Source organism: Mesorhizobium sp. M00.F.Ca.ET.216.01.1.1, from assembly GCF_004010325.2.
Taxonomy (GTDB): domain Bacteria; phylum Pseudomonadota; class Alphaproteobacteria; order Rhizobiales; family Rhizobiaceae; genus Mesorhizobium.
On sequence record NZ_SADR02000001.1, the window covers coordinates 41798 to 55122 of the forward strand.

Consider the following 13325-nt stretch of genomic DNA (forward strand, 5'->3'; position numbering starts at 1 on the left):
AGGCCCTAACGGGCGAGCAGGAATGGAGACATCACATGGCAAAAGGTAAATTCGAGCGCACTAAGCCTCATGTGAACATCGGCACGATTGGTCACGTCGACCATGGCAAGACGTCGCTGACGGCGGCGATCACCAAGTATTTTGGCGAATACAAGCGCTACGACCAGATCGATGCGGCACCGGAAGAAAAGGCCCGCGGCATCACCATTTCGACGGCGCATGTCGAATACGAGACGGCCAACCGCCACTATGCCCATGTCGACTGTCCCGGTCACGCCGACTATGTGAAGAACATGATCACCGGTGCCGCGCAGATGGACGGCGCCATCCTGGTGGTGTCGGCCGCCGACGGCCCGATGCCGCAGACCCGCGAGCACATCCTGCTGGCCCGCCAGGTCGGCGTGCCGTCGATCGTGGTGTTTTTGAACAAGGTCGACCAGGTCGACGACGCCGAGCTTTTGGAGCTGGTCGAGCTCGAGGTGCGTGAGCTGTTGACCAAGAACGAGTTCCCCGGCGACGACATTCCGATCGTCAAGGGTTCGGCGCTTGCGGCTCTGGAAGATGGCGACAAGAAGATCGGCGAGGACGCGATCCGCGAGCTGATGGCGCAGGTCGACGCCTACATCCCGACGCCGGTGCGTCCGCTGGACAAGCCGTTCCTGATGCCGATCGAGGACGTGTTCTCGATCTCGGGCCGCGGCACGGTGGTGACCGGCCGCGTCGAGCGTGGCGTGGTCAAGGTCGGCGAGGAGCTGGAGATCGTCGGCATCCGCCCGACGACCAAGACGACCTGCACGGGTGTGGAGATGTTCCGTAAGCTGCTCGACCAGGGCCAGGCCGGCGACAACATCGGCGCGCTGCTGCGCGGCGTCGACCGTGAAGGCGTGGAGCGCGGCCAGGTGCTGGCCAAGCCGGGCACGGTCAAGCCGCACAAGAAGTTCGTGGCCGAAGCCTACATCCTGACCAAGGACGAGGGTGGCCGTCACACGCCGTTCTTCACCAACTACCGTCCGCAATTCTACTTCCGCACCACCGACGTGACCGGTATCGTGTCGCTGCCGGCGGGCACCGAGATGGTGATGCCGGGCGACAACATCACCGTCGATGTCGAGCTGATCGTGCCGATCGCCATGGAAGAGAAGCTGCGCTTCGCCATCCGTGAAGGCGGCCGCACCGTCGGTGCCGGCATCGTCGTCACCATCAAAGAGTAATTTGGACTTAAACCGATCTGTCGCGGGCGCTGGATATGCCCGCGCCGCGCCAGAACAAGGAAGTGACGCATGAACGGACAGAATATCCGCATCCGCCTGAAGGCGTTTGATCACCGAGTGCTCGACGCCTCGACGCGGGAGATCGTGTCGACGGCCAAGCGCACCGGCGCCAACGTCCGCGGCCCCATTCCGCTGCCGACGCGGATCGAAAAGTTCACGGTCAACCGGTCGCCTCACGTCGACAAGAAGAGCCGCGAGCAGTTCGAGATGCGCACGCACAAGCGTCTGCTCGACATTGTCGATCCGACCCCGCAGACGGTCGATGCTTTGATGAAGCTCGACCTTGCCGCCGGTGTCGACGTCGAGATCAAGCTCTAAGGGAACAAGAGGCGCGGGGCGACCCGGAACTCTGAAGGAACAAGAGGCGTGGAGGGGCGATAGCCCCGACAGGGAACTCTAAAGGAATTGAACCGATGCGTTCAGGTGTGATTGCAAAGAAGGTGGGAATGACCCGCATCTACAACGATGCCGGGGAACATGTTCCCGTCACGGTTCTCCAGATGGAGAACTGCCAGGTCGTGGCACAGCGCACGCAGGAGAAGAACGGCTATACTGCCGTCCAGCTCGGCGTTGGCCTTGCCAAGGTGAAGAACACGTCGAAGGCGATGCGCGGCCATTTCGCGACCGCTTCAGTCGAGCCGAAGGCGAAGGTTGCCGAGTTCCGCGTCTCTGCCGACAACATGATCGATGTCGGCGCCGAGATCACCGTCGAGCACTTCGTCGCCGGCCAGAAGGTCGATGTGACGGGCACGACGATCGGCAAGGGCTTCCAGGGCGTCATCAAGCGGCACCACATGGGTGGCGGCCGTGCGACCCACGGCAACTCGGTCTCGCACCGTACGCACGGCTCGACCGGCCAGCGCCAGGACCCGGGCAAGGTGTTCAAGGGCAAGCATATGGCCGGCCACATGGGCGACACCCGCGTCACCACACAGAATGTCGAGGTCGTCTCGACTGACGCCGATCGCGGCCTGATCCTGATCCGCGGTGCGGTTCCGGGTTCGAAGGGCGCCTGGATCCTGGTCCGCGACGCGGCCAAGGTGGCGCTGCCGGCCAATGCGCCGAAGCCTGCCGCGATCCGTGCCGTTGCGACCGATGGTGCCGCCAAGAACGAAGCCCCGGCCACAGAGGGAGCGGAATAATGGATCTCAAGATCACAACGCTTGGCGGCAAGGACGCCGGCAAGGTGAAGCTCTCCGAGGAGATTTTCGGCCTTGATCCGCGCGAGGACATCCTGCAGCGCGTCGTGCGCTGGCAGCTTGCCAAGAAGCAGCAGGGCACGCACAAGGCCAAGGGCCGCGCCGAGATCGCGCGCACTGGCGCCAAGATGTACAAGCAGAAGGGTACGGGCCGCGCTCGTCACCATTCGGCGCGCGCTCCGCAGTTCCGCGGCGGCGGCAAGGCCCACGGCCCGGTCGTTCGCAGCCACGAGCACGATTTGCCGAAGAAGGTGCGCGCCCTCGGCCTCAGGCATGCGCTTTCGGCCAAGGCCAAGAGTGCGTCGCTCATCATCGTCGACGAGCTGAAGCTGACCGAGGCCAAGACCAAGGCGCTGATCGCGAATTTCGCGACGCTGGGCCTGACCAACGCCCTGGTGATCGGCGGCGCCGAGCTTGACAAGAATTTCAAGCTGGCGGCGACGAACATCCCGAACATCGACGTGCTGCCCATCCAGGGCATCAACGTCTACGACATTCTGCGCCGCGGCACGCTGGTCCTTTCGAAGGCCGCCGTCGAGGCTCTCGAGGAGCGCTTCAAATGACCGACCTTCGTCACTACGACGTGATCGTCTCGCCGGCGATCACCGAAAAGTCGACCATGGCTTCCGAGCAGAACCAGGTCGTCTTCAACGTCGCCAAGAAGGCGTCGAAGCCGGAAATCAAGGCCGCAGTCGAGGCGCTGTTCGGCGTCAAGGTGATGGCCGTGAACACGCTTGTCCGCAAGGGCAAGATCAAGCGCTTCCGCGGCACGATCGGCCGCCAGAGCGACGTCAAGAAGGCGGTTGTGACGCTGGCCGAAGGCCAGTCGATCGACGTCGCGACGGGTCTCTGAGCAAGGCCGCGAGGACAGGACAATGGCACTTAAAAAATTCAACCCGGTAACGCCGAGCACCCGCCAGCTGGTCATCGTCGACCGCTCGGGCCTCTATAAGGGCAAGCCCGTCAAGGGCTTGACCGAAGGCCTGACCAAGTCCGGCGGCCGCAACAATTACGGCCGCATCACCGCCCGCTTCATCGGCGGTGGTCACAAGCGCACATACCGCATCATCGACTTCAAGCGCCGCAAGTTCGACGTCGTCGGCACGGTCGAGCGCATTGAATACGATCCGAACCGCACCGCCTTCATCGCGCTGATCAAGTATGACGATGGCGAGCTGTCCTACATCATCGCCCCGCAGCGCCTTGCCGCCGGCGACAAGATCGTGGCTGGCGAAGCGGTCGACGTGAAGCCGGGCAATGCAATGCCGCTGGCCTCGATGCCGGTCGGCACGATCGTCCACAACATCGAGCTGAAGCCGGGCAAGGGCGCCCAGGTTGCCCGTTCGGCGGGCGGATATGCCCAGCTCGTCGGCCGTGACCAGGGCATGGCGATCCTGCGCCTGAACTCGGGCGAGCAGCGTGTCGTTCACGGCTCCTGCATGGCCACTGTCGGTGCCGTGTCCAATCCGGACCACGGCAACATCAATGACGGCAAGGCAGGCCGCACCGTGTGGCGCGGCAAGCGCCCGCACAATCGCGGTGTGACCATGAACCCGGTCGACCATCCGCATGGCGGCGGCGAAGGCCGCACCTCGGGCGGCCGCCATCCGGTTTCGCCCTGGGGCAAGCCGACCAAGGGCAAGAAGACGCGGTCCAACAAGGCGACCGACAAGTTCATCCTGCGCTCGCGCCATCAGCGCAAGAGCTAAGAAGAGGTAACGCCAAGTGACTCGTTCGATTTGGAAAGGCCCCTTCATCGACGGCTACCTTCTCAAGAAGGTGGACAAGGTTCGTGAAGGTGGTCGCAATGAGGTGATCAAGATGTGGAGCCGTCGCTCCACCATCCTGCCGCAGTTCGTCGGCTTCACCTTCGGTGTCTACAACGGCCAGAAGCATGTTCCCGTTTCGGTGAACGAGGACATGGTCGGCCATAAGTTCGGTGAATTCGCTCCGACCCGGACCTATTACGGTCACGGCGCGGATAAGAAGGCGAAGAGGAAATAATCATGGGCAAGGCCAAAGCTCCGCGCAGGCTTGCTGACAACGAAGCGCGCGCCGTGTTGCGCACGATCCGTATCAGCCCGCAGAAGCTGAACCTGGTTGCCGCGCTGATCCGCGGCAAGAAGGTCGCGACAGCGCTTTCCGACCTCGAATTCTCGGCCAAGCGGATTTCCGGTACGGTCAAGAAGACGCTGGAATCGGCGATCGCCAACGCGGAAAACAACCACGATCTCGACGTCGATGCGCTGATCGTGGCGGAAGCCTATGTCGGCAAGTCGATCGTCATGAAGCGGTTCCATGCCCGTGGCCGTGGTCGCGCCAGCCGTATCGAGAAGCCGTTCTCGCACCTCACGATCGTCGTTCGTGAAGTCGAAGAAAAAGGGGAGGCCGCATAATGGGCCAGAAAGTCAATCCGATCGGTCTGCGTCTCGGCATCAACCGCACCTGGGATTCGCGCTGGTTCGCGAACACCGGCGAGTACGGCAAGCTGCTGCACGAGGACATCAAGATCCGCAAGTATCTTGAGAAGGAACTCAAGCAGGCTGCGATCTCGAAGGTCGTGATCGAGCGTCCGCACAAGAAGTGCCGCGTCACCATCCATGCGGCGCGCCCGGGCCTGATCATCGGCAAGAAGGGCGCCGACATCGAGAAGCTTCGCAAGAAGCTGATGGAGATGACGAAGTCGGAGACGCACCTCAACATCGTCGAAGTGCGCAAGCCCGAGATCGATGCGACGCTGGTCGCCCAGTCGATCGCCCAGCAGCTCGAGCGCCGCATCGCCTTCCGCCGCGCCATGAAGCGTGCCGTGCAGTCAGCGATGCGCCTCGGTGCCGAAGGCATCCGCATCAACTGCGGCGGTCGTCTCGGCGGCGCCGAGATCGCGCGTATGGAATGGTATCGCGAAGGCCGCGTGCCGCTGCATACGCTGCGCGCCGATGTCGACTACGGCACTGCCGAGGCGCATACGGCGTACGGCATCTGCGGCGTCAAGGTCTGGGTGTTCAAGGGCGAGATCCTCGAGCACGACCCGATGGCTTCGGAGCGCCGCGCCACCGAGGGCGATCATGCACATGGTGGTGGCGAGCGCGAACGCGGTCGCCGTCGCGAAAACGCCTGAGACATTTAGGAATTTGGAGTTAGAACGATGCTGCAGCCAAAGCGCACAAAGTTCCGCAAGCAGTTCAAGGGCCGTATCCACGGTGCCGCCAAGGGCGGCACCAACCTGGATTTCGGTGGTTTCGGGCTGAAGGCGCTTGAGCCGAACCGCGTCACCGCGCGCGAGATCGAGGCGGCCCGCCGCGCGATCACCCGTGAGATGAAGCGCGCCGGCCGCGTCTGGATCCGCATCTTCCCGGACGTGCCGGTGACGTCGAAGCCGACCGAAGTCCGCATGGGCAAGGGCAAGGGCGCGGTCGACTACTGGGCGGCGCGTGTCAAGCCGGGCCGCATCATGTTCGAGATCGACGGCGTCAACGAGGAAACCGCCCGCGAGGCGCTGCGTCTCGGCGCGGCCAAGCTCTCGGTCAGGACGCGCTTCGTACAGCGCATCGCAGAATAAGGACGGGCTGATCATGAAAGCCGAAGACATCCGGACCAAGACCCAGGACCAGCTGACCGACGACCTGGCCAGCCTGAAGAAGGAGCAGTTCAACCTGCGCTTCCAGAAGGCCACCGGCCAGCTCGAGAAGACCGCGCGCGTGAGGCAGGTTCGCAAGGACATTGCGCGTATCAAGACCATCGCTGCGGAAAAGTCCGCGGCCAAGAAGGCTTAAGGACGAAAACCATGCCAAAGCGCATTCTGCAGGGCACCGTCGTCAGCGACAAGAACGAGAAGACGGTTGTCGTCAAGGTCGAACGGCGCTTCACGCATCCCGTGATGAAGAAGACCGTGCGCATGACCAAGAAGTACAAGGCGCACGACGAGAACAACGCCCACAAGGTCGGCGATCAGGTGTTCATCCAGGAATCGAAGCCGATTTCCAAGGACAAGCGCTGGATCGTGGTGTCTTCGGACCAGGCCTGATCAGGGCGAACGAAACGAATTTTGGACAGACCGGGGAGGGGTGAAGAACCCGTCCCGTTAGAAAAGAAGAAGGCGGCCAGTCATGATTCAGATGCAAACAAACCTCGACGTCGCGGATAATTCCGGCGCCCGTCGTGTCATGTGCATCAAGGTGCTGGGCGGCTCGAAGCGGAAATACGCTTCCGTGGGCGACATCATCGTGGTGTCGATCAAGGAAGCCATCCCGCGCGGCCGCGTGAAGAAGGGCGATGTGATGAAGGCGGTCGTGGTTCGCACGGCCAAGGACATCCGCCGCCCGGACGGCAGCGTGATCCGTTTCGACAAGAACGCGGCCGTTCTCGTCGACAACAAGAAAGAGCCGATCGGCACGCGTATCTTCGGACCGGTTCCGCGCGAACTCCGCGCCAAGAACCACATGAAGATCATCTCGCTCGCGCCTGAAGTGCTGTAAGGAGCCGGACCAATGCAGAAGATTAGAAAAGGCGACAAGGTCGTCGTGCTGGCCGGCAAGGACAAGGGCCGTTCGGGCGAAGTCCTCTCGGTACAGCCGAAGGAAGACACCGCGCTGGTGCGCGGCGTCAACCTGATCCGCCGTCACCAGAAGCAGTCCCAGTCCCAGGAGGGCGGGATCATCACCAAGGAAGCGCCGATCCAGCTGTCGAACATCGCGCTGGCCGACCCCAAGGATGGCAAGCCGACCCGCGTCGGCTTCATCTTCCAGAAGGACGGCAAGAAGGTGCGCGTCGCCAAGCGCTCGGGAGAAGTCATCAATGGCTAAGGCTCAAACCAAGCAGGCGACTGCCCAGAACACGCCGCGCCTCAAGCAGGTCTACAACGAGACCATCCGCAAGGCGCTGCAGGAGCAGTTCGGCTACGACAACGAGATGCAGGTCCCCCGCATCGACAAGATCGTGCTCAACATGGGCGTCGGCGAGGCGACCGGCGATTCGAAGAAGCCTTCGATCGCGGCCGAAGACCTTGCGCTGATCGCCGGCCAGAAGGCCGTCGTCACCCGCGCCCGCAATTCGATCGCTGGCTTCAAGGTCCGCGAGAAGATGCCGATCGGCGCCAAGGTCACGCTGCGCAAGGAACGCATGTACGAGTTCCTCGACCGCCTCGTGAACATCGCGCTGCCGCGCGTCCGCGACTTCCGCGGACTCAATCCGAAGAGCTTCGATGGCCGTGGCAACTACGCCATGGGCATCAAGGAACACATCGTGTTCCCGGAGATCAACTACGACAAGGTTGATCAGATCTGGGGCATGGACGTCATCGTTTGTACGACTGCGAAGACGGACGACGAAGCCAGGGCATTGCTCAAGGCCTTCAACTTCCCCTTCCGCCAGTAACGGCAGCGAGAAAAGGAAAAATCTGAAATGGCAAAGACCAGCTCAGTCGAGAAGAACAACAGGCGCCGGAAGCTTGCGGACCAGTACGCTGCCAAGCGTAAGGCCCTCAAGGCGATCATCATGGATCAGTCCAAGCCGATGGAAGAGCGTTTCCGCGCCCAGTTGAAGCTTGCGGCGCTGCCGCGCAATTCGGCCAAGATCCGCATCCGCAACCGCTGCGAAGTCACGGGACGTCCGCGTGCCTACTATCGCAAGCTCAAGGTATCGCGCATCGCGCTTCGTGATCTCGGCAACAACGGCCAGATCCCGGGCCTGGTCAAGTCGAGCTGGTAAGGAGGACATAACATGTCATTGAGCGATCCTCTCGGCGATATGCTGACCCGCATCCGCAACGCCTATGGCCGCAAGAAGTCGAGCGTTTCGACGCCGGCCTCGCGGCTGCGTACCCGCGTCCTCGACGTGCTGAAGGCCGAAGGCTATATCCGCGACTACAGCCAGACCGACTTCGACAACGGCAAGTCCGAAATCGAGATTGAGCTGAAGTATTTCGACGGTGCGCCGGTCGTGCGCGAAATCGCACGTGTCTCGAAGCCGGGCCGCCGCGTCTACGTTTCGGCCAAGTCGATCCCGCACGTCGCCAACGGCCTCGGCATCGCCATCCTTTCGACGCCGAAGGGCGTGATGGCCGATCACGAAGCGCGCGAACAGAATGTCGGCGGGGAAATCCTCTGCCAGATCTTCTGATCTGGAGCGTGATCCCGAAAAGTGGAATCCGGTTTTCGGACAAGATCACGTCCGAAAACAGCGACCTGAAACAAGAGAAGTGACGAGGACAACAAAATGTCTCGTATTGGAAAGAAACCCGTTTCGCTGCCGCAGGGCGTGACCGCGACCGTCAACGGCCAGACCGTGACGGCGAAGGGCCCCAAGGGCGAGCTGAAGTTCGTGGTGAACGACGAAGTGCTGGTCAAGATGGAAGGCAGTGAGATCGCTGTGCAGCCGCGCGACCAGACCAAGACCGCTCGCTCCAAGTGGGGCATGTCGCGTACGCAGATCGTCAACATCCTGCAGGGCGTCAAGGACGGTTTCGAGAAGAAGCTCGAGATCACCGGCGTCGGCTATCGCGCCGCCATGCAGGGCAAGAACCTGCAGCTGGCGCTCGGCTTCAGCCACGACGTCGTCTATGAGACGCCGCAAGGCGTCACGATCTCGGTGCCGAAGCCGACGGAGATCACCGTGACCGGCATCGACAAGCAACAGGTTGGCCAGGTTGCCGCCGAGATCCGCGAGTATCGTGGTCCCGAGCCTTACAAGGGCAAGGGCGTGCGCTACGCCGGCGAGAAGATCGTCCGCAAGGAAGGCAAGAAGAAGTAAGTCATCGTAACGCCGCGGGGTGCGGCCGCGGGAGGCGCTTTCGCCTACCGCATATGGGTGCCCCCGTTTTTTGAAGGCAAGGAACAAAGACCATGGGCTCGAAAGAATCCACCCAACGCCGCGCTCAGCGCGTCCGCCGCCAGATCAAGAAGGTCGCTGGTGACCGTCCGCGCCTGTCGGTCCACCGCACGTCGAAGAACATCTACGTCCAGGTCATCGACGACAGCAAGGGCCACACCATCGCTGCCGCTTCGACGCTGGAGAAGGACCTCAAGGGGTCGCTCAAGACCGGTGCCGATACCGCAGCCGCCGCCGCGATCGGCAAGCTGATCGCCGAGCGCGCCTCGAAGGCCGGCGTCAAGGAAGTCGTCTTCGACCGCGGACCGTACATCTATCACGGCCGCGTCAAGGCGCTGGCCGAGGCTGCCCGTGAAGGTGGCTTGAGCTTCTGATTTTCACCGCCGGTGACCCAAATGAGGCATCGGCATCCAGCAACCCGTGCTTCCGGAAAAGAACAAGGAACAGGATATGGCACAGGAACGTAGGGATGGCGGCCGCGGCCGTGATCGCGAAGAGCGCGACGACGGCATGGTCGACAAGCTCGTCCACATCAACCGTGTCGCCAAGGTCGTCAAGGGCGGCCGGCGCTTCGGCTTTGCGGCACTCGTCGTCGTCGGCGACCAGAAGGGTCGCGTCGGCTTCGGCCACGGCAAGGCTCGCGAAGTGCCTGAGGCGATCCGCAAGGCAACCGAATCGGCCAAGCGTGACATGATTTTCGTGCCGCTGCGTTCGGGCCGCACGCTGCATCACGACGTCGAGGGACGCTGGGGCGCGGGGCGCGTTCTGCTGCGCGCCGCCAAACAGGGTACCGGCATCATCGCGGGCGGCCCGATGCGCGCTGTCTTCGAGACGCTCGGCATGCATGACGTGGTCGCCAAGTCGATGGGGTCGTCGAACCCGTACAACATGGTTCGCGCCACCTTCGACGCGCTGAAGAGCCAGATGCATCCGAAGGATGTGGCTGCCGCGCGCGGCATCAAGTATTCGACCCTTCAGGCCCGCCGCGGCACCGCCGTTGCGGCCGAAGAATAGTCGACGCTGACCAGGGATTTTGACCATGGCCAAGAAAGCAACCAAGACCATCACCGTCGAGCAGATCGGTTCGCCGATCCGCCGGCCGAAGGAGCAGCGTGCGACGCTGGTCGGCCTCGGCCTCAACAAGATGCACAAGCAGCGCACGCTGGAGGACACTCCCTCGGTGCGAGGCATGATCGCTGCCGTTCAGCATCTCGTCCGCGTCGTGGACGAGGGCTGAACCAGAGCGCAGGAGAACTCAGATGAAACTCAACGATCTGCGTGACAAGGACGGCGCGACGCATTCAAGGAAGCGTCTCGGCCGCGGCATCGGTTCCGGCTCGGGCAAGACCGCCGGTCGCGGCGTCAAGGGCCAGAAGGCGCGCTCCGGCGTTGCCGTCAACGGCTTCGAGGGTGGCCAGATGCCGCTCTACCGGCGCCTGCCGAAGCGTGGCTTCAACAACATCTTCGCCAAGAGCTTCACCGTCGTGTCGCTGGCCCGCATCCAGGCCGCGCTCGACGCCAAGAAGCTCGACGCGAAGGCCACCGTGACGGCCGACGTGCTGGTCGCGGCCGGCGTCATTCGCCGCGCCAAGGACGGTGTGCGCATCCTCTCGGACGGCGACATCAAGACGAAGCTCGCCTTCGACGTGGCCGGCGCCTCCAAGGCCGCTATCGAGAAGATCGAGAAGGCCGGGGGTTCGGTGAAGCTGCCCGAAAAGGCGGCCGCCGAGTAACGTCAATTTGAAGTGCGACCGGCAAAGGTGGAATCCGTTTTTTTGCCTTCGATTTACGCTTTGATCCGATCAATATGGCGGCCGCGTCGACGCGGCCGCTTGCATGTTTGCAGTCCGGAGCTTATCTCGTGAGCTTCGATGATACGCGCCGCCTGAGCTGCGGGCATCGAGCGTGACCAAGCGGAGAATCAGGCATGGCTTCGGCTGCTGAACAACTAGCCTCGAATCTGAATTTCTCGGCCTTCGCCAAGGCGGAGGATCTGAAGAAGCGTATCTGGTTCACCATCGGCGCGCTGCTCGTTTACCGCCTCGGCACCTACATCCCGCTTCCCGGCATCAATCCCGACGCTTTCGCCCAGGCCTTCTCCTCGCAGAGCAAGGGCGTGCTCGGCATGTTCAACATGTTCGCCGGCGGCGCCGTGCAGCGCATGGCGATCTTCGCCCTCGGCATCATGCCCTACATCTCCGCCTCGATCATCATGCAGCTGATGACCTCGGTCATCCCGTCGCTGGAATCGCTGAAGAAGGAAGGCGAGCAGGGCCGCAAGATCATCAACCAGTATACGCGCTACGGTACCGTGCTCTTGGCGCTGGTCCAGGCCTATGGCATTTCGGTCGGGCTGGAGGGCGGTAACGGCATCGTCAACGATCCCGGTATGTTCTTCCGCATTTCGACCGTCGTCACGCTGGTCGGCGGCACCATGTTCCTGATGTGGCTCGGCGAGCAAATCACCGCCCGCGGCATCGGCAACGGCATCTCGCTGATCATCTTTTCCGGCATCGTCGCCGGCCTGCCGCGCGCTATCTCGGGCACGCTGGAACTCGGCCGCACTGGCGCGCTGTCGACCGGACTGATCCTGGCGATCATCGTGCTCGCCATCGTCGTCATCGGCTTGATCGTGTTCTTCGAGCGCGCCCAGCGCCGCCTGCTGATCCAGTATCCGAAACGCCAGGTCGGCAACCGTATGTTCCAGGGCGACACCTCGCACCTGCCGTTGAAGCTCAACACCTCCGGCGTCATTCCGCCGATCTTCGCCTCGTCGCTGCTGTTGCTGCCAGCAACCGTCGCCGGCTTCTCGCAGACCACCAACATGCCCGCATGGGCCAGCACCATCCTGGCCTCCCTCGGCCATGGCCAGCCGCTCTATATGGCGTTCTATGCGGCGATGATTGTGTTCTTCGCCTTCTTCTACACGGCGATCGTCTTCAACCCGAAGGACACCGCCGACCAGCTCAAGAAGCATTCGGGGTTCATTCCGGGCTATCGTCCGGGCGAGCGCACCGCCGATTACATCGACTATGTTCTCACGCGCATCACCGTCGTCGGTGCCATCTATCTGGTGCTGGTGTGCCTGCTGCCCGAGTTCCTGATTTCAGCGACTGGCGTACCATTCTACCTTGGTGGCACTTCGCTCCTGATCGTGGTCAGTGTAACGCTCGATACGGTGGCGCAGATTCAGGGTCACCTGATCGCGCACCAGTATGAGGGCCTGATCAAGAAGTCGAAGCTGCGTGGGGGGAAGAAGGCCAGATGAGGTTGATTTTGCTTGGGCCGCCGGGGGCGGGCAAGGGGACACAAGCACAAAGACTGGTAGAAAAACACGGCATACCCCAGCTTTCCACTGGGGACATGCTGCGTGCCGCCGTCCAGGCCGGCACGGAAGTTGGCAAACGCGCCAAGGCTGTGATGGATGCTGGCGAACTGGTTTCCGACGCTATCGTCAACGCCATTGTGGCCGAGCGTATCGATCAGGCCGATTGCGCAGAGGGCTTCATTCTCGACGGCTACCCGCGCACGTTGGTGCAAGCCGACGCGGTTGAATCGATGCTCTCCGACCGCGGACTGGATCTCGACGCCGTCATCGAATTTGTCGTCGACGACAAGGTGCTGGTTGGTCGAATCGTCAAGCGAGCCGAAGAGGCAAAAGCTGCCGGTCTGCCGGTGCGTAAGGACGACAATCCGGCGGTCTTCGAAGATCGCCTGAAGGAGTACTACAAGAAAACGTCGCCGCTGATCGGCTACTACTATGCCAAAGGTAAGCTCAGGGGTGTCGACGGCATGGCCGACATCGACACGGTGACGAAAGAGGTCGAAGCGGTGCTCAGGGCGGCGACCCAAGGGGCTGCGCAGAGAAAGAACGATTACGCTTGACTGCAGCGGCCCGCTGGGGTATGGCGGCCCGTCTTCCTATCAGGCATGAGGCTTGCTTGTCCGCAAGGGCAAGGCAGCCGCTTTGAACTGGGAAACTCCCGCAAGGGCCGGCCTCCACCGGACGCGGGGCAACTTGAAGCGCCGG

24 protein-coding genes are annotated in these 13325 nt (G+C 62.5%); all 24 read left to right on the top strand.

Going from position 1 to position 13325, the window contains the following annotated elements:
* The first annotated feature begins 35 nt into the window (after window positions 1-35).
* Window positions 36-1211 (top strand): elongation factor Tu, encoded by a 1176-nt coding sequence (gene tuf, locus EN859_RS00245; RefSeq protein WP_127851844.1) that lies wholly within the window; start codon window positions 36-38, stop codon window positions 1209-1211.
* 69 nt (window positions 1212-1280) lie between these two features.
* Window positions 1281-1589 (top strand): 30S ribosomal protein S10, encoded by a 309-nt coding sequence (gene rpsJ / locus EN859_RS00250; RefSeq protein WP_006205468.1) that lies wholly within the window; start codon window positions 1281-1283, stop codon window positions 1587-1589.
* 95 nt (window positions 1590-1684) lie between these two features.
* Complete coding sequence (rplC, locus tag EN859_RS00255; RefSeq protein WP_127851855.1) at window positions 1685-2413, top strand: 50S ribosomal protein L3; 729 nt, start codon at window positions 1685-1687, stop codon at window positions 2411-2413.
* Complete coding sequence (gene rplD, locus EN859_RS00260) at window positions 2413-3033, top strand: 50S ribosomal protein L4 (RefSeq protein ID WP_127851856.1); 621 nt, start codon at window positions 2413-2415, stop codon at window positions 3031-3033. Before rplC ends, rplD begins: the two co-directional genes overlap by 1 nt.
* Window positions 3030-3323 (top strand): 50S ribosomal protein L23, encoded by a 294-nt coding sequence (locus EN859_RS00265; protein WP_023675139.1) that lies wholly within the window; start codon window positions 3030-3032, stop codon window positions 3321-3323. The genes rplD and EN859_RS00265 overlap by 4 nt, the downstream gene beginning before the upstream one ends.
* Window positions 3324-3345: 22 nt before the next feature.
* Window positions 3346-4179, top strand: a complete 834-nt coding sequence (gene rplB, locus EN859_RS00270) for a 50S ribosomal protein L2 (RefSeq protein ID WP_127851857.1) — start codon at window positions 3346-3348, stop codon at window positions 4177-4179.
* Between the two features lie 16 nt (window positions 4180-4195).
* Window positions 4196-4474 (top strand): 30S ribosomal protein S19, encoded by a 279-nt coding sequence (gene rpsS, locus EN859_RS00275; protein ID WP_006205463.1) that lies wholly within the window; start codon window positions 4196-4198, stop codon window positions 4472-4474.
* Window positions 4475-4476: 2 nt separating this feature from the next.
* The gene (gene rplV / locus EN859_RS00280; RefSeq protein WP_006205462.1) at window positions 4477-4866 is read left to right on the top strand and encodes a 50S ribosomal protein L22; all 390 of its coding nucleotides are present in this window, start codon (window positions 4477-4479) and stop codon (window positions 4864-4866) included.
* A complete protein-coding gene (rpsC, locus tag EN859_RS00285) occupies window positions 4866-5588 on the top strand; it encodes a 30S ribosomal protein S3 (RefSeq protein WP_127851858.1) in 723 nt (240 codons plus the stop codon). Before rplV ends, rpsC begins: the two co-directional genes overlap by 1 nt.
* A 27-nt stretch (window positions 5589-5615) precedes the next feature.
* Window positions 5616-6029, top strand: a complete 414-nt coding sequence (gene rplP, locus EN859_RS00290; protein ID WP_023799290.1) for a 50S ribosomal protein L16 — start codon at window positions 5616-5618, stop codon at window positions 6027-6029.
* A gap of 13 nt (window positions 6030-6042) precedes the next feature.
* Window positions 6043-6243 carry a 50S ribosomal protein L29 gene (rpmC, locus tag EN859_RS00295; RefSeq protein WP_006205459.1) on the top strand — a complete coding sequence of 67 codons (201 nt, stop codon included), beginning with the start codon at window positions 6043-6045 and terminating at the stop codon, window positions 6241-6243.
* A gap of 11 nt (window positions 6244-6254) precedes the next feature.
* A complete protein-coding gene (gene rpsQ, locus EN859_RS00300) occupies window positions 6255-6494 on the top strand; it encodes a 30S ribosomal protein S17 (protein WP_010909280.1) in 240 nt (79 codons plus the stop codon).
* A gap of 82 nt (window positions 6495-6576) precedes the next feature.
* Window positions 6577-6945: a 50S ribosomal protein L14 gene (gene rplN, locus EN859_RS00305; protein ID WP_006205457.1), complete on the top strand. Its 369-nt coding sequence runs from the start codon at window positions 6577-6579 to the stop codon at window positions 6943-6945.
* A gap of 12 nt (window positions 6946-6957) precedes the next feature.
* Window positions 6958-7272: a 50S ribosomal protein L24 gene (gene rplX, locus EN859_RS00310; protein WP_127851859.1), complete on the top strand. Its 315-nt coding sequence runs from the start codon at window positions 6958-6960 to the stop codon at window positions 7270-7272.
* Complete coding sequence (gene rplE / locus EN859_RS00315) at window positions 7265-7843, top strand: 50S ribosomal protein L5 (RefSeq protein WP_127851860.1); 579 nt, start codon at window positions 7265-7267, stop codon at window positions 7841-7843. Before rplX ends, rplE begins: the two co-directional genes overlap by 8 nt.
* 27 nt (window positions 7844-7870) lie before the next feature.
* A complete protein-coding gene (gene rpsN / locus EN859_RS00320) occupies window positions 7871-8176 on the top strand; it encodes a 30S ribosomal protein S14 (RefSeq protein ID WP_127851861.1) in 306 nt (101 codons plus the stop codon).
* Between the two features lie 12 nt (window positions 8177-8188).
* The gene (rpsH, locus tag EN859_RS00325) at window positions 8189-8587 is read left to right on the top strand and encodes a 30S ribosomal protein S8 (RefSeq protein WP_006205453.1); all 399 of its coding nucleotides are present in this window, start codon (window positions 8189-8191) and stop codon (window positions 8585-8587) included.
* A gap of 96 nt (window positions 8588-8683) precedes the next feature.
* A complete protein-coding gene (gene rplF / locus EN859_RS00330; RefSeq protein WP_127851862.1) occupies window positions 8684-9217 on the top strand; it encodes a 50S ribosomal protein L6 in 534 nt (177 codons plus the stop codon).
* Window positions 9218-9309: 92 nt separating this feature from the next.
* Window positions 9310-9669 carry a 50S ribosomal protein L18 gene (rplR, locus tag EN859_RS00335; RefSeq protein ID WP_127851863.1) on the top strand — a complete coding sequence of 120 codons (360 nt, stop codon included), beginning with the start codon at window positions 9310-9312 and terminating at the stop codon, window positions 9667-9669.
* Window positions 9670-9745: 76 nt separating this feature from the next.
* Window positions 9746-10309 carry a 30S ribosomal protein S5 gene (gene rpsE / locus EN859_RS00340; protein ID WP_006333394.1) on the top strand — a complete coding sequence of 188 codons (564 nt, stop codon included), beginning with the start codon at window positions 9746-9748 and terminating at the stop codon, window positions 10307-10309.
* 25 nt (window positions 10310-10334) lie between these two features.
* Window positions 10335-10532, top strand: coding sequence for a 50S ribosomal protein L30 (gene rpmD, locus EN859_RS00345; protein WP_006205449.1), 198 nt, complete (start codon window positions 10335-10337; stop codon window positions 10530-10532).
* Window positions 10533-10554: 22 nt separating this feature from the next.
* Entirely contained in the window at window positions 10555-11028 is a 474-nt protein-coding gene (gene rplO / locus EN859_RS00350) for a 50S ribosomal protein L15 (protein WP_127851864.1), read from the top strand.
* Between the two features lie 194 nt (window positions 11029-11222).
* Window positions 11223-12563 carry a preprotein translocase subunit SecY gene (gene secY / locus EN859_RS00355; RefSeq protein ID WP_127851865.1) on the top strand — a complete coding sequence of 447 codons (1341 nt, stop codon included), beginning with the start codon at window positions 11223-11225 and terminating at the stop codon, window positions 12561-12563.
* Entirely contained in the window at window positions 12560-13180 is a 621-nt protein-coding gene (locus tag EN859_RS00360; protein WP_127851866.1) for an adenylate kinase, read from the top strand. The genes secY and EN859_RS00360 overlap by 4 nt, the downstream gene beginning before the upstream one ends.
* Window positions 13181-13325 lie beyond the last annotated feature (145 nt).